Below are 18,415 nucleotides of genomic sequence, written 5' to 3'. Positions count from 1 at the left end.
GTGAGAGGATGAGCACCATGGGAACCGCCGGGAGGGCCGATACGGGGGACCTGGCCTGCGAGCGTGTGCAGCGCTCGGGCATAAGGTTCAACGCAGGCTTCCTGTACGCGGGGATGTGGATCGTCTTCCTTGCCGTGCCGGTGATCGGGATTCTCACCGAAGGTGCGGCGCTGGGCTGGCAACTCTTGGGCTTTGCCGGCGTTCTGCTCTTCGGCGCGGCCTATCTGTGGCTGAGCTGGCGGGGTTTCGACTCCACGCTGGAGCACCGTATCCCGACAAACGGGGAACTGATCACCGGAGTTACCCTCTTGGCAGTTCTCGGTGCTTTGAGTATCCCCGCCGCCGGCCCATGGGTCACAGCTTTCACCCCGTTCATCGCAACACTGGTGATCTACACGCGTCGCCCCGCCGTCGGTATCCCCATCGGTGTGCTGATCTGGGCTCTGCCCAGCGTCACTGCCTTCATTCTTGCCGGAGGAAGCAGCTTCTGGATCCTCGGCGGCCCGGGGATGGCCATGCTGTTCATCATTGCTATCCGGATCACCGAGTACCATGAAGAGAACGACCGTCGGCGGGCTGAGGAGCTGCGCCAGGCCGAAGAGCGTGACCACATCGCCCGGGATGTTCATGATGTGCTCGGCCACTCGCTGACGGTGCTGACCGTCAAGGCTCAGTTGGCCCGGCGGCTCATTGAGTCGGATCCGGACCGTGCCCGGTACGAGCTGGAGGAGATCGAACGACTTTCCCGCCAGTCCCTGGAAGAGGTCCGGGCCACCGTGAGCAGACTGAAGACCCCGGAGCTGCCCGATGAGATTGAGGTCGCTCGCTCAACCCTGGAGTCTGCTGGGATCACCCCGGAGGTCAGTTCCCAGCTGGACATGAGTGGGCCGCCAGTTCTGGCCTGGGCGCTGCGCGAGGCAGTGACCAATGTGGTGCGGCACTCTGATGCAACCCGCTGCCAGATCAACATCACTACAGACCGGATGCGGGTAGCCGATGACGGTGTGGGTGTCGGCCAGACCCGTGAGGGCAACGGGCTGCGCGGACTGCGTGAGCGGGCAAAGACGGTAGGTGCCGGCGTCGTCGTCGGCCGTGCATATCCCGAGTTGGCGGGCACAAGTCCTGAGCGGCCCGGCACTCAGATTGAGGTGAGGCTGTCATGAGTGACCTCATCCGTCTGCTGCTGGCTGATGACCAGGACCTGGTACGTGGTGGGCTCTCCGCCCTGTTGAGCCTGGAGCCGGATATTGAAGTGGTGGCGGAGGTGGGCCGAGGCGATGAGGTCCTGGCCGCTCTGCGCCAGCACACCCCCGATGTGGCCCTGGTGGATATCGAGATGCCAGGCATCGACGGAATCGAAGCAGTACGGCAGGCTGCAGGGGTTGGGCTGGGCACCCGGTGCCTGATCGTGACCACCTTCGGTCGTCCTGGGTATCTGCGCCGGGCTATGGATGCCGGCGCAGCTGGGTTCGTGGTCAAAGACACTCCTGCAGAGCAGTTGGCCGCTATGGTTCGCAGGGTTGCTGCAGGTCAGCGTGTGGTGGATCCAGCCCTGGCTGCGGACTCCTTGGCCTCCGGGCTCAACCCGCTCACCGAGCGTGAGCGGCAGATGCTCCGGGCTGCGGCTGATGGCGGATCCATCAAGGCGATAGCAGCTCAGCTGCACCTCTCAGCGGGCACGGTCCGCAACCATCTCTCGGCAGCCATTGGGAAGACTGGGGCTGAGAACCGGCACGACGCCGCCCGACAGGCCAGTGATAACGGTTGGCTCTAGAAGGCACCTGAGCCGCGTGCTTGCACGCCGCCAGGTCATGTTTACATCCGTGTCACACACCGCGGCTACCGTATGTGCTCGTGCCCGCAGCGGGTAGCTCACCTGACGAGGATCCATAACAGAACAAGAGGAGTACTCCCATGGCTGAGGATCAGCCCAAGAGTAAGATCGCCGACGAGGCGCGACGGGTCAGCAGACAGGCCGGTGAGGCGTTCGGCACATTGGACTACCGCCGCCCCAAATACCCCCATGACATTCACCCCGCACTGGTGCCTGGTATCGGTGTGGACGAGCAGCGGCGTCGATACAGCGTCGACAAAGTGGTGCTCGTTGTGGCTGGGCTGCTTACCGTGGCCTTCATCGCCTGGGGTGTGGCCAGTCCGGACACCCTGGCGAGCAGTGCAGATATCGCCTTCACCTGGGTGACCTACAACCTCTCCTGGTTGTTCAACGTCAGCGCCGCGGTGATCCTGTTTGCACTGCTGGCCATCGCTTTTTCCAAATACGGCAGGATTCCGCTGGGCAAAGACGGGGAGCGACCTGAGTTCTCTACCTTCGCCTGGATCTCCATGCTCTTCGCCGCCGGCTTGGGCATCGGAGTGCTGTTCTTCGGTCCCTCCGAGCCGTTGAGCTACTACGCCTACCCTCCGCCGCACACCCATGAGGCTGAGACCACTGAGGCCATGCACCATGCCATGGCGCAGACCTTCTTCCACTGGGGCTTCCACGCCTGGGCTATGTACGCCCTGGTGGGCGGAGCGGTGGCCTACGCCGCCTACCGGCGCGGCCGGGTGCTGCTGATGTCCTCGATCTTCCGCACACTCTTCGGCAGACGCCACACTGAGGGACTGGCCGGGCAAATGGTGGACATCTTCGCGATCATCGCCACCCTGTTCGGCACTGCCGCCACCGTGGGCATCGCCACCCAGCAGGTGGGGCAGGGCGTGACTATCGTCTCCGGAGCCTCGGAACTGACAAATACCGCACTGATCATCATCATGGCCGTGCTGACCATCGGGTTCATCGTCTCCGCGGTCTCCGGCATCTCCCGAGGTATCCGGTACCTGTCGAATATCAACATTGTGCTGACCATTGGCCTGGTGGGCATCATCTTCATCCTGGGCCCCACCCTGTTCCTGACCAATATGGTGCCCTCCGCTGTCATCGAGTACATCGGCTCGCTCTTCGAGCTGATGGGACGCTCCGCCTCCTGGGGCGAGGACACCCAGGAGTTCCAGTCCTGGTGGACCGTCTACTACTGGGCCTGGTGGATCTCCTGGTCGCCCTTCGTAGGCATCTTCATTGCCCGTATTTCCCGCGGGCGCAGCATCCGCGAGTTCCTGCTCGGCGTGATCCTGGTGCCCTCGGTGCTGCTGTTTGTCACCTTCGGGGTGCTCGGCGGCACCTCCATGTACATGTACCGGGAAGGCTATGAGGGCTTCGACCCAGATATGCCGGCTGCTGAGGTGTTCTTCACCATCGTGGCGAATATTCCTCTGGTGGCCGACTGGATGCCGTTGGTGACCATCCTGGTGCTTGGAGTTTTCGTGGTCACCGCATTGGACTCCGCCTCCACGGTGATGGGAATGCTCTCCTCCCGCGGCGGACAGAACCCGCGCTGGCAGGTAGTGGTGTTCTGGGGTCTGGTGATCACCGGCATTGCCGGTGTCATGCTGCTGCTGGGCGATGCCGGAGCGCTGGACGGCATGCAGATGCTGGTGATCATCGCCGCAGCGCCCTTCACCTTGGTGATGCTGCTGATCATCCTGGCATGGTTCAAGGAACTGCGCACCGATCCCTACACTCTGCGGCACAAGTACGCCAACGTTGCGGTGAGCAACGCCGTAGTCGAGGGTGTGGACCGTTTCGGCGATGATTTCGCCTTCAAAGTGGTCGAGACTGAGCCTGGTCAGGGCGCAGGCGGAGACACTGACTCAGCCCACCCTGAGTACACCGAGTGGTATCAGCGCACCGATGAGAACGGAGATCCGGTGGGCTTTGATTTCGACACCGGTGAATGGGAGGACGGCTGGGACCCTGCTACCGGAGAGTTCAGCCAGGTCGCCGGCGCGGAGCCGGGTGCCGACAGCGGTCCGGTGCGGTAGGCAGTCAGTGCCACGGCAGGCTGTACTCCCGTGGCACAGTGCTGGTCCCGGCGGCGCGGGCATGTCGCGCTCGCCTCTCGGCCCGCTTGCGCGGCCCTTCACGCCTAAAGGAGTCAGTGCCACGGTAGGCTGTACTCCCGTGGCACTGACTATTGGCATCGTGGGGCTGCCCAATGTGGGCAAGTCGACCCTCTTCAACGCACTGACCCGACAGACGATCCTGGCGGCGAACTACCCGTTCGCCACTATTGAACCCAATGTCGGGGTGGTGAACCTCCCCGACGAGCGGTTGGGCAAGCTGGCTGAGATTTTCGGCTCGGCCAAGATCATCCCGGCCACGGTCTCCTTTGTGGACATCGCCGGCATCGTCAAGGGCGCCTCCGAGGGCGAGGGGCTGGGCAACCAGTTCCTCGCCAATATCCGAGAGGCTCATGCCATCGCCCAGGTGGTCCGGGTCTTCGAGGACGAGAATGTAGTCCACGTGGATGGGAAGGTGGACCCGGCCTCAGACCGCGAGACCATCAACACTGAGCTGATCCTGGCTGATATGCAGACCTTGGAGAACGCCATCCCCAAGCTGGAGAAGCAGGTCACCGGCAAGAAGGCGGATAAGGCTACTTTGGATGCCTATGTGGCCGCCCAGAAGGTACTGGAGGAGGGCGATACGGTCTTCACCGCGGCGTCGTCCCTTGATATGGAGCAGCTGGCCGGGCTGAACCTGCTCACCGCTAAGCCGCAGATCTATGTATTCAACGCTGACGACGCCGTGCTGGCCTCCTCGGAGCGACAGGCTGAGTTGGCAGCACTCGTCGCCCCGGCCCAGGCGGTGTTCCTGGACGCGAAGATGGAGTCCGAGCTGGTAGAGCTCTCCGAGGAGGAAGCCCGTGAGATGCTCGAACTCAACGGCCTGGAGGAGTCCGGACTTGACCAGCTGGCCCGGGTGGGCTTCCAGACCCTGGGCCTGCAGACCTATCTGACTGCCGGGCCCAAGGAGGCTCGTGCGTGGACCATCCCGCAGGGGGCCACGGCGCCCGAGGCAGCCGGAGTAATCCACACCGACTTCCAGCGCGGCTTCATCAAGGCCGAGGTCGTCAGCTTCGAGGACCTGGTGGCCGCCGGCTCCATGAACAAGGCCAAGGCCGCCGGAAAGGTCCGCCTGGAGGGCAAGGACTACATCATGCGCGACGGCGACGTGGTCGAGTTCAGGTTTAACGTCTAGCGTTATTGACGCTGTGCGTTATACACTGGTCGCGTGATCAGATCGTTCGGCAGCAAGGACACCGAGCGTATCTGGCATGAGCAGTACGCCAAGCGCATCGACCGGACGGTGCAGCGGGCAACCCTGCGGAAGCTTGAGCTGATCCATGCAGCGAAGGATGTTGAGGATCTCCGAATCCCACCGGGGAACCGTCTGGAGCGGCTGGTCGGTGACCGTCGTGGGCAGCACAGTATTCGCGTGAATGCCCAATGGCGTATCTGCTTCGTCTGGAGAGATGGAGGTGCGGAAGATGTCGAACTCGTCGACTACCACTGAGAGTGACCTGATCGAGCCGATCCACCCGGGGGAGATCCTGATGGAGGACTTCATCGAAGGGTTCGGGATCACACAGAACAAGCTGGCCGTGTCGATCGGCGTGCCGCCGCGTCGGATCAACGAGATCGTGCACGGCAAGCGGAGTATCACGGCTGATACCGCGATCCGTCTTGCACGGTACTTTGGGACATCGGAGGAGTTCTGGATGAACCTTCAGTCGAACTATGAACTGCGTACCGAGCGCAGGAAATTCGGCTCGGTCGACGCCATCAAGCCCTTGTCTGCTGTATGAGTGACACGACCGCGGGCGAAGGCGGGGCGCGATGTGGTGATCAGCAACGTGTGCACGTTCTGTCAGTATCGCGGCTCAGGATTTGGCGGCAGACCTTTCGCGGCCGTCATGGAGTGGGCTCGTGCGACGGGGTGTGGAGCGCGCCGAGCTGATGGCCACAGGAGCGGGACGGCGAATGTATGAGCGGGAGGGGTTTGCGCAAGCCCAGCGGCTCGCGATGAGAGCGCCTCTGTAGCCGCTCCACCCACATTGAAACTGAACCGGGAGCCCGCTCGGATGGGGTCGCGCCTGGCTCTAGATGGTTTTCCGTGCTGGAATTCGGTGGAGTTCAAGTTCAACGTGTAGCGCGGGTGCTACGATTGCGGCATGAGTATGGGTGAGCCGCAGGTTGAGAACCTTTCGCAGCGCGAGTTGCGCAACGAGTCTGGACGCGTGCTTCGCGCGGTCGGCGAGGGGCATTCCTTTGTGCTGACCAACCGCGGAATCGCCGTCGGTCGCATCGTCCCTCTCGATGCTCCAGCCCCCACGTTGCCCATCGCCCGGCCGGCCAAGCGTATCGGTGGCTGGGCGGCGCTGAAGCCTCAGCAGTCCGAGGGTGATCGTCCGATGGGCCAGATTCTCGATGAGTTGCGAGAGGATCGAGTGTGAAGGACGTTCCGCTCGTCTATGCCGACACTTCAGCGCTCGGAGCGCTCCTGGTGGCCCAGGCCGAGACTCAGGCGCTTGTGGACTGGCTTGATCAGGCGCATGGCAGGTTTGTCTCAAGTGATTTGCTTGAGACTGAGCTGCGTCGTATGGCCGTGAGGGAGGGGCGTGATCAGTCGAAAGTCAGCGCGATTCTCGACGGCGTGTCGCTCGCGGCGCTTGACAGGGCCACGTATCGGTCCGCCGGGTTCTTGCCGATGCCGTATCTGCGTACCCTCGACGCCCTGCATCTGGAGGCGGCGATGCGCCTTGATGTTGAAGCCGTCCTTACCTACGATCACCGGCTTGGTGAGGCGGCGAGGACTGCTGGACTCGACGTGATCGCTCCCGGCGCGGAGAGAGCTTCTTGAGGAAAAGTGACTCTACGCAGCGCGCGATCGTTCGTGGGGGTCAACTTTCCACAGGGGCGCGCGGCGTTTCTTGGAGGTAGCGCGGCTTCCGGAGGAGCAACCGCGTCGTCGGACCTCGACATCCTGATTGTGCTTCCCGATGAATGGTCGTCAACGTCATTCGTGGAAACCACCACGTACGAGGGTCAGCTCGTGGAGGCTTTCGTCTATGGGCTGCGCTTGAGGTGTGCGGTGAACTGGGCGTCCAGCGAGTACTGCTGACCTGTGACCATGACAACCTAGGCTCGATCACCACGATCGAACGCTGCGGCGGAGTCCTGGAGGATATCGTCACCTCGCCTGAAGGACCTGCCAAACGTCGCTACTGGATCGACCTGCCCACGCGGGCGCTGGAGGGAGCACAATGAACCATCCGGGGTCGGAGAGACGAGTAGCCCGGAAGATTGTGAGGGTTTCCCGGCCGAGCGAAGGAGCGCACTATGCCTGACCGACCTGAGATTGTCTGTATCTGCGGCTCCATTCGGTTCGCGGACCAGATGCTTGCGGCCAACCGCGATCTGAGCCTCGTCGGTGCCATCGTGCTTGCCCCTGGTGAAGCAGACGAGGGGATTGCAGAGCAGCAGAAGAGAGTGCTGGGCGCCCTCCATCTGCGCAAGATCGATCTTGCCGACCGCGTTCTCGTGGTCAACCCGGGCGGGTACATCGGCGAGTCCACCGGTAGAGAGATTGCCTACGCCAAGACTGCAGGCAAGCCAGTCTCGTTCACCGATCCTGTGCCAGACTGAGGGCGTGACCTCAGACGCCGCATGCCCCGCCACGACGGCCCAGTGGGCGAGCTCTGAAAGGTGTGGGCGTGGATTCCTCGGTGGGGTCAGTAGTGCGGCGCACACTAGGGGTATGTCCTTGACAGAGCTGGCAGACCGCGCGAGGAAGCAGCGTTAAGCAGCATGGGTTCGGAGTGGCAACTTTCGGTTGAGGCAGCTTGGGAAGGTGAACGCCGCCTGCTGGATCCGAAGGTGCGTTGCGACCGTCAGGCGGTGGGAGCGCTGTTAGCTTTCGAGTTTCACGAGATCGGTCAGTCAGGCAAACACTGGTCCCGTGATGAGATTTTGAACGCGGTCACCTCAGAGCCACCGAACGAAATCGTCCCAGTCCTTGATGAGCAGCAAGCTGTCGAGCTAGCCCCAGGGTTTGTTCTGCTCACTTACTATTTGGAACTCGGTGAGCGCCGGAGTCGTCGCTCGTCGCTCTGGCGAACGGCACCAGGTGGGCCAGTTATGGTCTTCCACCAAGGAACTCCTGTGCGCTGACGCTGATGCGCAAAAAAGACGCTGAATCTCGTATGACGAACCTTGTCTTGCTCAGGTTCAATGTGCAGCTAGCGGCCTCCACTTGTGGGTGGAGACGATCCCCATCAGTGAGACGAGCGTTGAGACCATGCAGGTTACTGCGAATGATCAGATCGCTAGCGCCTTGAGTAGATCGAGTTCCTCCGCTCGGCGTAGTCCTGTTGCAGCATCTGTGATGTTCTCAGCCCATGAACGAGTCTGCAGAGCTGTCTCTTTCAGCGAGCGAGTGCGCAGCCCGGTCTGTGCAGCAGGCCGATGATCCCTGTTCATCAGGTGTTCCCACCCTTGCCAGGGGGCCCACAGCGGGATGGATCGCGGGCCCATCCACGGACGGACGTCGAGTCCGACCAGCTTTTCGGCCGATACCCACAGCGGAGAGGGGGCTGGTGAATGCAGCATTGCCAGCTGCGAGATGAACGCTTCTCGGGCGATTGGCGGCCCGACGGCGTCGAAAATACCTGGTGTGCTGGACTCGGCGAGCTGCACTGTCCATTCGGCGAGGTCACGCACGTCGATCCACTGGAGAGGTGTGGTTTCCGGAGAAGGCGCGATGAAAGACTGGTCACCCTGGGCGGCCTCGTGAATACGCAAGGGCCAGTAGGTAAATCGCCCAGTGGGGTCTCCGGGGCCGACGATCAGCCCTGGGCGGAGCACCGTGCTGTGCGTAGCGTTCTGTTCGAGGATCTCCTCACAGGCGATCTTCATCGCGCCATACATCTCGCCGCTTTCGGGCGGACCCTCCCTGTCATCAGCTTGTAGCAGTGGCGTCGTCGTTGGTCGCCCCTGCGGCCGGGAGTGGTCGGCGTAGACACTGATCGTCGAGATGAAAATCCAGTGCGCTTCTCCTATTGCTTCGACAGCACGTTGTACCTGACCGGGGTTCCCGGAGACATCCACGACGACGTCCCAGTAGGCAGACGTGATCTCAGGGGGAACCTTCTGGCTTCGGTCCCACTGGATGAACGGCACTCCCTGAGCAGAGTCGCCGCTGAGGCCTCGTGCAGCACATGTGATCTCGTGGCCAGCGTCCCTAGCAGTTTCTGCGATCAGGCGTGAGAGCCATGCCGTTCCACCGAGAACCAGTATCTTCATGGGGCCAGTCAACCCGGCCGCATGTCAAGGTTGTCGGCTTTTCTCTGGCGGCGTAGTTTCAGCGGTGACTTATTGCTTGCTGGAGTGTTGGTCGATGGGCTGTGCCAGACTGATGAAGTGACCTCAGATGCCCTGCGCCCTATGAAGGAGCCGGAAGAGATCGCGGATCGGTTCATCCAAGCTTGGAACCGCGCCGATGCTGCAGCCTTGGCGGCACTGTTCGCCGAGGATGCGGACTTCGTCAACGTTGTCGGACTGTGGTGGGAGGACCGGGGTCGCATCCGCCAGGCCCACGACTACGGTTTCCGGAAGATCTTCGCCAACTCGGAGATGAGGGTTCAGCGGACCAAGCTGCGCCGGCTGGGCGAGTCAGCCGCCGTGGTGCATATCGAATGGACGTTGGTCGGGCAGAGCTCACAAGGGAGCGGTGAACCGGGGGAGCGGAGGGGCGTCTTCAGCTTCGTGCTGCAGAAGGACGACGCCGGATGGTTGGCGGTCTCTGCCCACAACACAGACCGGGTGCCTGGAGCAGAGACCCATATCGCCGGCGGTGATGGCCTGGCCCCGGCCAGCTACCAGCGTATAGACCCTTCTCAGCTGTCATGAGTAGTGGGACAGAGGTGTTCGGCCAGAGCGAGTACCCCATCCGCTTCGAATGGGGACTTGCTGGCGCACAAGCTGTTGCGGCGGAGGCGGCGGTGGTCGTCGATGTGCTGAGTTTCTCCACATCGGTATGTATCAGTGCAGAGCGGGGAATAAAGGTCTACCCGTATCCATGGAGAGGAACTCGAGCGCATCAGTTCGCCTGCGAGCATGATGCAGTCCTTTGCGGTGGGGCGTCTTGAAGCGTGTCAAAGAGGAGCGGTTGCCGCGCCGTCTTTGTCACCAGCCGCTCTTTCGACGTGCACCCCAGTACCGCGCTTAGTGCTGCCATCTCCTAATGGATCGACGATTTCCTTCGCCTTGAAGAGCTCAGGTTCGAGAGTCGCAGCAGGTTGTCTGCGTAATGCGGGCGCTGTTGCTGAGTGGCTCATTCCCCAGCTTAGGCGAGGCGATTCCGTGTCGGTCATCGCGGCAGGTGAGCGATGGGCCGACGACGACTCATTGCGCCCCGCGCTCGAAGACCACCTCGGCGCCGGGGCCATTCTCTCCGCCATCGCTGACCGAGGAAGATTCGCCATGAGCCCGGAAGCAGGCGCTGCCCTCGACATGTTCCAAGGCTCCCGGGAGTCGCTGCGTGAGCGCGTACGAGACAGTGCTGGAGGTCGGGAGCTCCTCAGTAAAGGATTTGGGGCTGATGTTGAGGTGGCCTCTGTGTTGGATTCCACCGACGTGGTCCCGGTGCTTGTTGGTGATGGGTTCGTCAACTCATCGAGACGGTTCGATCCCTAGCGGACCGCTAAGCCGGACTTGCTGCCTACGCAGACTTGGACAACTGATGGGCGGCGGACGTGCTGTGCAGAGTGGCTGCGCTGTGCTGCATATGCAGGATTAGTCCGAGAGCTTGAACCTCAGCATTCAAGCTCGGTGGCGTTTCCGCTTCAACGTGCAGTCGAGTTTTGATCTGACATCTGGGTCTTGAAGTAGTCGATCGCACAGTTGAAATCACACGGAGGCGTCGCGGCCGCCCTGTCACTTGACTCACCTCAAACGAAAGGGTCGGACAATGGCACAGGTGATCATCCACGCGACGGTGTCGCTCGATGGATTCATGGCCGACAGGGCCGGTGGGACTGGCTGGATGTCCGGTTTCTCCGTCGCCCCCGAGGACGAGGAGCTCGTCGGAAAGGTCATGGACGAGATCGGCGCAGTGGTCGGGGGCGCGAACAAGGCACAGACGATCGAGGACGGAGAGGCTCCGTATGGAGGCAACCTGCGGGTGCCGGTCTACCTCATGACTCGCAGCGCTCACAAACCAATCGAGAAGGACGGGGTCACCTACACCTTCGTCGTCGACGACATTAGTCGGACGGTCGAGTTGGCCAAGCAGGCGGCCGGAGATAGATCGGTGAGTCTCTTGGGCGGCAGCATCGCGAGGCAATGCCTGGCGCTGGGGGTGGTCGACGAGATTCAGCTGCACGTCGTTCCCATCCTGCTCGGCGACGGCGTCTCGCTGTTCACAGGCTTGGACAGGCGCATCCATCTCGAACGGGTCGACACCGCTGCCTTCGCTGCTGAGGCGCATATGCGCTACCGCGTCCGGTCCATTGCGACCTCCTGACGAAGGACGGCGAGAGTGGATGTCCCGAGAAGCGGGCTACTCACTGTTTGGCCACGACGTCGTCGTGGGCGGGCTCCGTGACCACCTCGCGGAAGTCAGAAGCCGCTGACGAGGAACTCGGAGATCGTCGGGTCGAGGCCCCCCAGCACGACTTCTTTGGACTGGTGGAACGAGACGGGGCCGTTCCAATCGCTGCGGACCAGGCCGGCGGCGGTTGCCCAGTGGGACCCGACGCGAGCCCCGGCTTCGAGGATGTCGTAGCGACGGCAATCCTGCGGCCCGTCGGGGAGCTCCACGTTCTCAATGCCGGCCGCTCGGACTTCAGCCTGCGAGGGCTTAGCGGAGGGGTCGCTGTCTTGGATCCGCCAATACTGTTCGGAGGCAGCACCGGAGCCGATCACGTCCATCAGGAGCAGATACTCGCCGTAGCTGGGTAACGTGTTCTCCCCGAACCCATCTTCGGTGCGCACACTGCTGGCCTCGGCTGCTCCAGGTTCCTGACGGTAGGCGTAGTGCTGCCAGGATTCACCGTCGTCCTGGAACCGGATGACCGATTCGGTCCGAAAGACCTCTTTGTCGCCTTCCAACGGGAACGCGATGCGGGTTGTCAGGGTCATGTCGAGGTATTCGCGCCAGAGACCGCCGACCCTAACGCCGTTTATTGTGAAGGCTTCCCACCGTTCCATACGGGCAAGCCTACGCGGTCTGCGGCAATCGCGGGAGGGGCTTTTAGGTGACCTTAGCAGAGTCCGTCGCCCAAGCTTCTGAGGAGGTGGCCCTCTCCACATGAGCACGATGATAGGGGGAGTAGAAGTCGGTTGAGCGGAGCTCTCTGTGCCTGATTCAGATGAATGGGCGCGGACCTGCGACTTGAATGTCTGCGAGACATCGTCCGGGGCCTGACGCAGAACCGAGAGGTAGCCCTGGCCCTGATAGAACTCCGCCTGGAGAGCAGCAGACGCCCCGAAATAGCTATGCTGATTGCCGACTGGCGGCATAGGGCATTCACCGCTGATGTTGCCTTCAACGCCGCGGCCGGACTGCCTGGCGGTCCGGAAGAGATCGCCCTGTTCCACTACGCAATCGACGGGCTGATCCTCGACCGCCTCACCACCCCGTTGATGCCCGAGTCCACAACCGATGAGGCCATCGACGCACTCGTTGCCGGTCTTCTACCGTCATCTAGAGATTCTTGTGTCGACAAGGGGAAGAGATGAAAGCCAGGCTCGAAGCTCCCGGTAGTGCGCGTCATCCTATGCCGCGGGGAGCTGCCATCGCCTTTTGGGCTGCCGCGATTCTCGGGACCCTTCACGCAGCCTCGAGCATCTACTGGGCCTTTGGGGGAAAGTGGCTGTTGGAAACCGTGGGCCAATGGGCGGTCGAGGCAACACAAAATGGGTCGTTCGGCACCTTTGCCGGACTGTTTATGATCGGTGCGCTCAAGCTGACAGCTGCCTGGACTCCCCTCCTGGCCCAGACAGGAAGAATTCCTGGCCGACGCTACTGGCGACTCCTCAGCTGGATCGGCGGACCGGCCCTGATTCTCTATGGCGGAGCCAACTCAGCAGCCGGGATAAGTGTGCTTGCCGGATGGATCGACTCAGAGGTCACAGACCGTGATGCCATGATCGGCCATGCCTTGATCTGGGGTCCGCACTTCGCACTATGGGGTCTTGCTCTGACTGCGGCTCTGGCGTTCTCGCGACTCCACCTCAGGCGGTGAAACCGACTTACCTGAAGCAACAGTGCCCCGATCGCGAAGGGCTCGGGCATGACAGAGGTGCTGGGGTCGCTAGCGGGGTGTGTGGCGCCTTCTGGTGACGCGTCTGGGAATCGTCCGTGGTGGTCCTCGGAATGGGCGAGGCGGAGCTTAGGGGGTCATGTGACCGAGGGAAGTGTGCCGTAGCTGTTGTTGTATTGCTGTCCTGGTCGAGGGTGGGTGAATTTGATGGCTGACCAGGTGGCGTTGACCGCTAGTGTCTTGCTCTCAACGAGTCCATGGTTATAGCCGATGCGGATCACCTCGGGCAGAGTGAGATCGGTTCCCAGTTGCTTGCCCTTGGGCCATGAGATCCACAGCATTCCGCCCCTCGACAGATGATCTCTAAGAATAGGGAAATGCGCCTCCATCTGTTCGGTCCTCGTGACGAACAGATGCAAGTAGGAGTAGTGGCCCTGGAGTTTTTCCGTCAGAGCCAGCGGAGGCAGGGCCAGTGCGTTTATCGCTTCAGGTGTGGCTCCGATGATGTGGGCACGAGTCCCGGCCTGTATCCCCATCTTCTCCGAGACCAGCCGCATCACTCACTACCTTCCGAAGGGAGCAGGTTGGCGAATGTTTCCATATGGTGCGGACTTTGAATCAGGCCCAAGATGTTGCCGAAAGGGTCGATCACAGAGGCGGTGAGGGCCAATCCTCGCAAGGGTGTTGTCTGGATCATCTTGTGCTCCTGTAATGAGAGTTTTGCGGTGGGAACCGGACCTCGACTCTTCAAGCCGGATTGGTTCTCAGCGGTTGCGTTCAAAGAGGACGGCGGGCAAGGGCGATCAGATGCGAACTTTGGTCGCGAATGCCCGGAACCGTGGATGCGGCGCGGGCAATCGTTAGAGCAGCCTCCAGCAGTTCATCGTCAGTATCGTTGGCCATCTCCAGCAGTGGGCCCGCTGGTCCTTCGACTCCGTGAACGTCGTGAACCTCGAATCCGGCCTGAGATATCTCCTCGTAAAGTTCTTCCGCAGTGTGGTAGTGCCCAGCCGGAAACCTGAGGCGCGGGCTCGGTGTGCCTGTGATAAGCAGCGCGGCCCAGTCATCCGGCATCTGGGCAGGAATTTCCTGTGCCAGCGACAAGCTTGCGAAAGCAATATTGCGTGACAGTGCGGCAGCAAACAGCATGCCGCCGGGCTTTAGTGCACGGTGGGCCTCTGTGAGTGACAGGCGGCGGTCAGTGGCAGAGGCCAAGTGATAAAGAGGGCCCAGGAGAAGTGCGACATCAAACGTCCCGCTGGTGACTGGGAGGTCTCGCGCATCGCCCAAAGTTGCTTCGAGACCGGCCTCTCGCGCTGCGTCTACGTGCCGTTGTACCGGTTCGATCAGATGTACGTCGTATCCGTCATCTTGGAGTGCTTTCGCGTGTACCCCAGTGCCTCCGCCGATGTCGACCAGACGGCCACATGAAGTGTGCTCGCGGATCAGCTCCTGGGTTCGTCGGAACTCTAGTGGCCCCTGGGCTGACCGTGAGGTTAGCCGAGCACCCTCATCGAAGGTCTCTCCGTAATAGGTCTGAATCCGCTCATCAATGGACCTCTGGTCGGCTGGTCTCATGGTGGCCTATGCGACGCAGCGGCTGCCGGAGGCTCGGGCTCGGTATTCCAGAGAACCCAGAAGACTCTTACCCTGACGCATGTGCGTGACTGCGGTTGCCATATGGCAACCATACTCTTGACGAGATCAAAGGTGGCAGTCTTGACTGGGCGACGGTGTTCCACCACGCATGCACGATACGTAGAGGATTCCAATCAAGAATGGGACCGAAATGGTAACCTAATCCCATGGAAGCGACCATTGACTCAGGAGGACGCCTGCTGTTGCCCAAGGCGCTGCGTGAGGCGCTTGGGCTGGCACCGGGCAGTAAGGTAGACGTTTCTCGCTACGGTGCCGGAGTGCAGCTCACCCCTGGAGGGCGTACGGCACGGATAGAACGCGATGCTGATGGACGTCTCGTCTCCCGAGGGGAGACGCAGGTCAACGACGATGTGCTGTACGCTCTGCTGGACGCCGGACGTCGCTGATGCCCTCGCCGTTGCTGGCAGTGGATACCAGTGTTGCGGTACCGCTGCTTGTTGCCTCCCATGAGGCTCATCGCGCCGTCCGGTCCTGGGCTCAGGACAAGGTGCTGCATCTGGGTGGCCATGCTCTTGCCGAGACATATGCTGTGCTCACCCGGTTGCCCGGGGACGCGCGGGTCGCCGCAAAGGATGCCCAGGCGCTGCTGGACGACAACTTTGCAGGCATGCTCACCTTGTCGCCGGAGCTAGCGGTGTCAGTGCACCGAAAGTTTGCTGATACCGGTGTTCTTGGCGGAGCTGTCTATGACGGTCTGGTGGCTCTGGCCGCACAGGAGAACAACGCTGTCTTGGCCACCCGCGATGCACGGGCAAAAGCCACCTACGACGTCCTCGGAGTCCGAACCGAACTAGTGTCTGAGGTCTGAGATCAGTCGCTCCGCTGTTCTGCTGATGTGGTGCGAGCCCGCAGGGTCGATGGAGGTCTCGCTCTGGAATATGTTGTTGGAGACGAGAGAGCGCAGGTCTCCTGACTGGGAAGTCAGCCGCGGCGCGCTGTGACAACGAGGGAGCCGATGCCTTCGCCGACAGGTTCTCCCTGGAACCCGCCGAAGATTTCATCAATGAGGAAGCCAGCGTTGATAAGCATGGACCGCAAATGCTCCTCATGGCGAAATCGGATGCGGTCGCACCCCACCTGTTCCCGGCCCTCAGCATCCACCTCGTGAGCGCAGAAATCGACCATACCGTTGACCTCATCAACGGCTGTGGTCTGGTACCAGTGCTGGCTTTTTCCCTCAGGAAGCTCGATGATCTTGTGGCTGCGTTCTTTTGTCCAACGTTCCCATCCGCGTGCCCGTGGATCGCGGGAATCAAACGCCAGACGACCGCCTGGCCGAAGACGGGCTGAGATGTCCTGAAAAGTCCGGGCAAGCTCGGCGTCGTCGAGAATCGCCTGAACCACGTTGGAAGACATGATGGCGGCGTCGAACTGGGAATCAGAGGGGATAGCTCGGGAATCACCGACTACCCACTCCACTCGGTCTGCGCCCGGCTTTGCCTGCGCGGCTGCGATGGAGGGCTGATGTGGGTCAACTCCTGTGATGGAGCAGCCAGTCTGAGCGATGGCTACCGTAATGCGCCCAGTGCCGCAGCCGAGATCCAGAATTCGGGAGTTGCCGTGCTTGGTGGCGAAGTCTAGGAAAAACTGGTCGTCTGGCCCCCAGCTGTTGACGGCGTCGTAGAGCTGGGCGGCATGCGTCTCACTCATGGGAGGCCTCTCTGGTCGTTGCTGCGGTTACGGGCTGTCTCAGCAGCGTGCGCAGTTTCGCTGGATCATTTTTGCGCGAGTCGCTGAAGGAGACCTCCTGGTGTTTGCCGGTCATGCGCAGGCCTTGGTGGGGATGAACCTATCGTGTGCACCGGCTCCACACCTCATGTAGCAGATTCTACTGCCGTCCGACCGCTGCTGTAGAGCCTGCAGGACCGCTTCGGTTCGTTTCTTATGACCAGGAGTATCGGAAGATCGCCCAGCTCACTGCGGACCAGCGAGGCCGCTGGTCAATTTCGATCAGTGGCAACTGGCGAGTTACTTTCGAGTTTGTGGGTGACGACGTCGAACTGGTCGATTATTGAGGATTCTCATTGAAAGGAGGAGCCCTGATGGCGATGCTGAACCCCGCTCACCCTGGGGAAGTCATCCGCGAGGATGTGCTTGAAGAACTAGGGCTCAGTGTGAAAGACGCTGCTGAGCGTCTCGGTGTCTCAAGGGTCGCTTTGAGCCGGGTGGTCAACGGGCGTGCCCGGATCAACCCGGAGCTGGCTTTGCGGCTGGAAGATACTGGATCGGCTTTCGATCGGCCGTGTTCAGGCGCCGTCGCGGTAGAAGTACTTGTCTGAGGGTGGAGGCACAAACTCGCGCAGTCCGGCGCTGACTCTGCCGCCGATCGCCTTACTCCAGCTGCCGTAGTGGTTACGGACTGCGGGACCAGAGGGCAGGTTCGTGCGGCCTCTGCTGAGCTGATACTTCCGCCAGTCCAAGTAGTTGTCGTACTTGGTGGCGAACCCAGCCTCTTTAGCGTCGTTCTTATAGTCCTCGATGGCGATGTCGAACTGCTCCGGTGTGAAGGTCGCCACGCCAAAACCTTTCGGGCGCTGCTGACTGCTGGTAGCCAGTCCTGCAGCCTCCAGGGCTTGGTTCCAGGAGCCGCCCGCCCGCTTCAGCAGGGTAATAGTGCCTACCGGCCAAACCCGTCTGCCCTTGCTGGACTCGATACCGTGTTCGGCGATGAACTTCTTGCGAAGCTGGGTGTACACGTTCGCGGAGACAGTTGCAGCAGGCTCCTGCTCAAGCCGCTGCTGACCCGCACGGATACCGGCCAGCACCTCAGGCACCAGCTCCGGGGTGCCCTGGTCCTCCAACAGGCCGGTGATCTCCTCGACCATCTCGTCCGGCAGCTGAGAGCCCTCCACGTCAGGTTCATAATTGTGGCCCACAGCGTAGAGCAGGCTGGCGGTCAGAGCGGACTCAGGGAGCAGTGGAGCGGCCATGAATCTATTCTACCTTGAAGAGAGGGGGAGCGGCTCGGTGTCCGGCGCCGGGTCAGTGCTCAACCTGCCGTAGGTGCGCACATCCACGCGCTCGCCCTTGACCAAGAACTTCGCCCGCTCGGTCCCCTCATGGATGAACCCTGCCGCCTGTGCCACTGCGCCGGAGGCAGGATTGTTCACCCGGTGGCCCAGCTCCAGACGCTCAAACCCGCCATTGGTCAACGCCCAGTTCGCCACAGAGGCCGCCGCCCGAGCAGTCAGGCCCTGGCCTCGAAACTCCGGGTGCATCCAGTAGAAGAACCAACCCAGCCGGTGCTGTGAGGCACCATTGATCCCGACGACGCCGCCGCACCTGGACTCCACCACTATGGCGAACCCGTGATTGCCCTGCTCCGAGTCGGTGAGGAACTCGATGTATTTGCCAGCAGAGTCCAGATCGGTCACATCGCCCTGCCTGATCATCTCCGGGTCGGCCTGAAACCCAGCCAGCACATCTGCGGCATCCGCTGGTGTCAGCGGGCGCAGGTAGGCACCGCTTAGCATTCGATGACGTTGACGGCTAGGCCGCCTAGGGCGGTTTCTTTGTATTTATGGGACATGTCTTTGCCGGTCTGGCGCATAGTGGTGATGACTTCATCTAGGCTGACCCGGTGTTCACCATCA

28 protein-coding genes are annotated in these 18,415 nt (G+C 61.6%); 19 read left to right on the top strand and 9 right to left on the bottom strand.

Annotated elements, in window-relative coordinates; genetic code table 11:
* Positions 1-8 precede the first annotated feature (8 nt).
* From F0311_RS01865 to F0311_RS18890, 11 genes are all read left to right on the top strand, one after another.
* Positions 9-1,163 carry a sensor histidine kinase gene (locus F0311_RS01865; RefSeq protein ID WP_150460265.1) on the top strand — a complete coding sequence of 385 codons (1,155 nt, stop codon included), beginning with the start codon at positions 9-11 and terminating at the stop codon, positions 1,161-1,163.
* The gene (locus tag F0311_RS01860) at positions 1,160-1,774 is read left to right on the top strand and encodes a response regulator transcription factor (RefSeq protein ID WP_150460264.1); all 615 of its coding nucleotides are present in this window, start codon (positions 1,160-1,162) and stop codon (positions 1,772-1,774) included. Before F0311_RS01865 ends, F0311_RS01860 begins: the two co-directional genes overlap by 4 nt.
* A 140-nt stretch (positions 1,775-1,914) precedes the next feature.
* Positions 1,915-3,879 carry a BCCT family transporter gene (locus tag F0311_RS01855; protein WP_150460263.1) on the top strand — a complete coding sequence of 655 codons (1,965 nt, stop codon included), beginning with the start codon at positions 1,915-1,917 and terminating at the stop codon, positions 3,877-3,879.
* A gap of 139 nt (positions 3,880-4,018) precedes the next feature.
* On the top strand, positions 4,019-5,098 hold the full coding sequence (ychF, locus tag F0311_RS01850; RefSeq protein WP_150460262.1) for a redox-regulated ATPase YchF: 1,080 nt from the start codon (positions 4,019-4,021) through the stop codon (positions 5,096-5,098).
* Between the two features lie 33 nt (positions 5,099-5,131).
* A complete protein-coding gene (locus F0311_RS01845) occupies positions 5,132-5,413 on the top strand; it encodes a type II toxin-antitoxin system RelE/ParE family toxin (protein ID WP_150460261.1) in 282 nt (93 codons plus the stop codon).
* Positions 5,388-5,705, top strand: a complete 318-nt coding sequence (locus F0311_RS01840; protein WP_150460326.1) for a HigA family addiction module antitoxin — start codon at positions 5,388-5,390, stop codon at positions 5,703-5,705. The genes F0311_RS01845 and F0311_RS01840 overlap by 26 nt, the downstream gene beginning before the upstream one ends.
* A 366-nt stretch (positions 5,706-6,071) precedes the next feature.
* Positions 6,072-6,353, top strand: coding sequence for a type II toxin-antitoxin system Phd/YefM family antitoxin (locus F0311_RS01830; RefSeq protein WP_150460260.1), 282 nt, complete (start codon positions 6,072-6,074; stop codon positions 6,351-6,353).
* Positions 6,350-6,760, top strand: coding sequence for a type II toxin-antitoxin system VapC family toxin (locus F0311_RS01825; protein ID WP_150460259.1), 411 nt, complete (start codon positions 6,350-6,352; stop codon positions 6,758-6,760). Before F0311_RS01830 ends, F0311_RS01825 begins: the two co-directional genes overlap by 4 nt.
* Before the next feature lie 6 nt (positions 6,761-6,766).
* Positions 6,767-7,021 carry a nucleotidyltransferase domain-containing protein gene (locus F0311_RS18895; RefSeq protein ID WP_150460258.1) on the top strand — a complete coding sequence of 85 codons (255 nt, stop codon included), beginning with the start codon at positions 6,767-6,769 and terminating at the stop codon, positions 7,019-7,021.
* A gap of 218 nt (positions 7,022-7,239) precedes the next feature.
* On the top strand, positions 7,240-7,545 hold the full coding sequence (locus F0311_RS01810; protein WP_150460257.1) for a hypothetical protein: 306 nt from the start codon (positions 7,240-7,242) through the stop codon (positions 7,543-7,545).
* Positions 7,546-7,707: 162 nt separating this feature from the next.
* On the top strand, positions 7,708-8,070 hold the full coding sequence (locus F0311_RS18890; protein WP_150460256.1) for a nuclear transport factor 2 family protein: 363 nt from the start codon (positions 7,708-7,710) through the stop codon (positions 8,068-8,070).
* A gap of 147 nt (positions 8,071-8,217) precedes the next feature.
* On the opposite strand, the gene F0311_RS01800 is transcribed toward F0311_RS18890, so the two are convergent.
* Entirely contained in the window at positions 8,218-9,201 is a 984-nt protein-coding gene (locus tag F0311_RS01800) for an NAD-dependent epimerase/dehydratase family protein (RefSeq protein WP_150460255.1), read from the bottom strand.
* Positions 9,202-9,318: 117 nt separating this feature from the next.
* Between F0311_RS01800 and F0311_RS01795 the strand changes: the two genes are divergently transcribed.
* The 3 genes from F0311_RS01795 (at position 9,319) to F0311_RS01785 (ending at position 11,422) form a co-directional block, all read left to right on the top strand.
* Positions 9,319-9,807 carry an SgcJ/EcaC family oxidoreductase gene (locus F0311_RS01795; RefSeq protein WP_223881067.1) on the top strand — a complete coding sequence of 163 codons (489 nt, stop codon included), beginning with the start codon at positions 9,319-9,321 and terminating at the stop codon, positions 9,805-9,807.
* Between the two features lie 207 nt (positions 9,808-10,014).
* On the top strand, positions 10,015-10,593 hold the full coding sequence (locus tag F0311_RS01790; protein ID WP_317982455.1) for a 2-phosphosulfolactate phosphatase: 579 nt from the start codon (positions 10,015-10,017) through the stop codon (positions 10,591-10,593).
* 274 nt (positions 10,594-10,867) lie between these two features.
* Positions 10,868-11,422: a dihydrofolate reductase family protein gene (locus tag F0311_RS01785; RefSeq protein WP_150460254.1), complete on the top strand. Its 555-nt coding sequence runs from the start codon at positions 10,868-10,870 to the stop codon at positions 11,420-11,422.
* A 95-nt stretch (positions 11,423-11,517) separates the two neighbouring features.
* On the opposite strand, the gene F0311_RS01780 is transcribed toward F0311_RS01785, so the two are convergent.
* Positions 11,518-12,039, bottom strand: coding sequence for a hypothetical protein (locus F0311_RS01780; protein ID WP_150460253.1), 522 nt, complete (start codon positions 12,037-12,039; stop codon positions 11,518-11,520).
* A gap of 234 nt (positions 12,040-12,273) precedes the next feature.
* On the opposite strand from F0311_RS01780, the gene F0311_RS01775 reads away from it, so the two are divergent.
* Positions 12,274-12,639, top strand: a complete 366-nt coding sequence (locus F0311_RS01775) for a hypothetical protein (protein WP_191089681.1) — start codon at positions 12,274-12,276, stop codon at positions 12,637-12,639.
* 38 nt (positions 12,640-12,677) lie between these two features.
* Positions 12,678-13,145 (top strand): DUF3995 domain-containing protein, encoded by a 468-nt coding sequence (locus F0311_RS01770; RefSeq protein WP_191089680.1) that lies wholly within the window; start codon positions 12,678-12,680, stop codon positions 13,143-13,145.
* Positions 13,146-13,300: 155 nt separating this feature from the next.
* On the opposite strand, the gene F0311_RS01765 is transcribed toward F0311_RS01770, so the two are convergent.
* From F0311_RS01765 to F0311_RS01760, 3 genes are all read right to left on the bottom strand, one after another.
* Positions 13,301-13,720 (bottom strand): hypothetical protein, encoded by a 420-nt coding sequence (locus tag F0311_RS01765; protein WP_150460250.1) that lies wholly within the window; start codon positions 13,718-13,720, stop codon positions 13,301-13,303.
* Complete coding sequence (locus F0311_RS17885) at positions 13,720-13,860, bottom strand: hypothetical protein (RefSeq protein ID WP_191089693.1); 141 nt, start codon at positions 13,858-13,860, stop codon at positions 13,720-13,722. Before F0311_RS17885 ends, F0311_RS01765 begins: the two co-directional genes overlap by 1 nt.
* Positions 13,861-13,940: 80 nt before the next feature.
* Complete coding sequence (locus F0311_RS01760; RefSeq protein WP_150460249.1) at positions 13,941-14,741, bottom strand: class I SAM-dependent methyltransferase; 801 nt, start codon at positions 14,739-14,741, stop codon at positions 13,941-13,943.
* Between the two features lie 227 nt (positions 14,742-14,968).
* Between F0311_RS01760 and F0311_RS01755 the strand changes: the two genes are divergently transcribed.
* Together F0311_RS01755 and F0311_RS01750 are read left to right on the top strand one after the other, a co-directional pair.
* Positions 14,969-15,208: an AbrB/MazE/SpoVT family DNA-binding domain-containing protein gene (locus tag F0311_RS01755; protein ID WP_150460248.1), complete on the top strand. Its 240-nt coding sequence runs from the start codon at positions 14,969-14,971 to the stop codon at positions 15,206-15,208.
* A complete protein-coding gene (locus tag F0311_RS01750; RefSeq protein ID WP_150460247.1) occupies positions 15,208-15,630 on the top strand; it encodes a PIN domain-containing protein in 423 nt (140 codons plus the stop codon). Before F0311_RS01755 ends, F0311_RS01750 begins: the two co-directional genes overlap by 1 nt.
* Before the next feature lie 113 nt (positions 15,631-15,743).
* On the opposite strand, the gene F0311_RS01745 is transcribed toward F0311_RS01750, so the two are convergent.
* On the bottom strand, positions 15,744-16,472 hold the full coding sequence (locus F0311_RS01745; RefSeq protein WP_150460246.1) for a class I SAM-dependent methyltransferase: 729 nt from the start codon (positions 16,470-16,472) through the stop codon (positions 15,744-15,746).
* A 392-nt stretch (positions 16,473-16,864) separates the two neighbouring features.
* On the opposite strand from F0311_RS01745, the gene F0311_RS01735 reads away from it, so the two are divergent.
* On the top strand, positions 16,865-17,101 hold the full coding sequence (locus F0311_RS01735; RefSeq protein WP_223881066.1) for a HigA family addiction module antitoxin: 237 nt from the start codon (positions 16,865-16,867) through the stop codon (positions 17,099-17,101).
* Here the strand turns inward: F0311_RS01735 and F0311_RS01730 are convergent.
* From F0311_RS01730 to F0311_RS01720, 3 genes are all read right to left on the bottom strand, one after another.
* Positions 17,069-17,752, bottom strand: a complete 684-nt coding sequence (locus tag F0311_RS01730; protein WP_150460244.1) for a hypothetical protein — start codon at positions 17,750-17,752, stop codon at positions 17,069-17,071. The genes F0311_RS01735 and F0311_RS01730 overlap by 33 nt on opposite strands.
* Positions 17,753-17,761: 9 nt before the next feature.
* The gene (locus tag F0311_RS01725; protein WP_150460243.1) at positions 17,762-18,295 is read right to left on the bottom strand and encodes a GNAT family N-acetyltransferase; all 534 of its coding nucleotides are present in this window, start codon (positions 18,293-18,295) and stop codon (positions 17,762-17,764) included.
* A partial coding sequence (locus F0311_RS01720) for an L-serine ammonia-lyase, iron-sulfur-dependent, subunit alpha (protein ID WP_150460242.1) occupies positions 18,289-18,415 on the bottom strand: 127 nt, incomplete at its 5' end. The genes F0311_RS01725 and F0311_RS01720, both read right to left, overlap by 7 nt.

Source organism: Nesterenkonia ebinurensis (genome assembly GCF_008711175.1).
GTDB classification, from domain to species: domain Bacteria; phylum Actinomycetota; class Actinomycetes; order Actinomycetales; family Micrococcaceae; genus Nesterenkonia; species Nesterenkonia ebinurensis.
The sequence above is the reverse complement of the archived record's forward strand: the minus strand, read 5'-3'. Positions and strand labels throughout refer to the sequence as shown.

Coding starts and splice junctions, on each gene's coding strand:
- F0311_RS01865 (WP_150460265.1), top strand. CDS start 9: ATGAGCACCATGGGAACCGCCGGGAGGGCCGATACGGGGGACCTGGCC.
- F0311_RS01860 (WP_150460264.1), top strand. CDS start 1,160: ATGAGTGACCTCATCCGTCTGCTGCTGGCTGATGACCAGGACCTGGTA.
- F0311_RS01855 (WP_150460263.1), top strand. CDS start 1,915: ATGGCTGAGGATCAGCCCAAGAGTAAGATCGCCGACGAGGCGCGACGG.
- F0311_RS01840 (WP_150460326.1), top strand. CDS start 5,388: ATGTCGAACTCGTCGACTACCACTGAGAGTGACCTGATCGAGCCGATC.
- F0311_RS01830 (WP_150460260.1), top strand. CDS start 6,072: ATGAGTATGGGTGAGCCGCAGGTTGAGAACCTTTCGCAGCGCGAGTTG.
- F0311_RS01810 (WP_150460257.1), top strand. CDS start 7,240: ATGCCTGACCGACCTGAGATTGTCTGTATCTGCGGCTCCATTCGGTTC.
- F0311_RS18890 (WP_150460256.1), top strand. CDS start 7,708: ATGGGTTCGGAGTGGCAACTTTCGGTTGAGGCAGCTTGGGAAGGTGAA.
- F0311_RS01800 (WP_150460255.1), bottom strand. CDS start 9,201: ATGAAGATACTGGTTCTCGGTGGAACGGCATGGCTCTCACGCCTGATC.
- F0311_RS01790 (WP_317982455.1), top strand. CDS start 10,015: ATGATGCAGTCCTTTGCGGTGGGGCGTCTTGAAGCGTGTCAAAGAGGA.
- F0311_RS01785 (WP_150460254.1), top strand. CDS start 10,868: ATGGCACAGGTGATCATCCACGCGACGGTGTCGCTCGATGGATTCATG.
- F0311_RS01780 (WP_150460253.1), bottom strand. CDS start 12,039: ATGACCCTGACAACCCGCATCGCGTTCCCGTTGGAAGGCGACAAAGAG.
- F0311_RS01775 (WP_191089681.1), top strand. CDS start 12,274: ATGGGCGCGGACCTGCGACTTGAATGTCTGCGAGACATCGTCCGGGGC.
- F0311_RS01770 (WP_191089680.1), top strand. CDS start 12,678: ATGCCGCGGGGAGCTGCCATCGCCTTTTGGGCTGCCGCGATTCTCGGG.
- F0311_RS01765 (WP_150460250.1), bottom strand. CDS start 13,720: ATGCGGCTGGTCTCGGAGAAGATGGGGATACAGGCCGGGACTCGTGCC.
- F0311_RS17885 (WP_191089693.1), bottom strand. CDS start 13,860: ATGATCCAGACAACACCCTTGCGAGGATTGGCCCTCACCGCCTCTGTG.
- F0311_RS01760 (WP_150460249.1), bottom strand. CDS start 14,741: ATGAGACCAGCCGACCAGAGGTCCATTGATGAGCGGATTCAGACCTAT.
- F0311_RS01755 (WP_150460248.1), top strand. CDS start 14,969: ATGGAAGCGACCATTGACTCAGGAGGACGCCTGCTGTTGCCCAAGGCG.
- F0311_RS01750 (WP_150460247.1), top strand. CDS start 15,208: ATGCCCTCGCCGTTGCTGGCAGTGGATACCAGTGTTGCGGTACCGCTG.
- F0311_RS01745 (WP_150460246.1), bottom strand. CDS start 16,472: ATGAGTGAGACGCATGCCGCCCAGCTCTACGACGCCGTCAACAGCTGG.
- F0311_RS01735 (WP_223881066.1), top strand. CDS start 16,865: ATGGCGATGCTGAACCCCGCTCACCCTGGGGAAGTCATCCGCGAGGAT.
- F0311_RS01730 (WP_150460244.1), bottom strand. CDS start 17,752: ATGGCCGCTCCACTGCTCCCTGAGTCCGCTCTGACCGCCAGCCTGCTC.
- F0311_RS01725 (WP_150460243.1), bottom strand. CDS start 18,295: ATGCTAAGCGGTGCCTACCTGCGCCCGCTGACACCAGCGGATGCCGCA.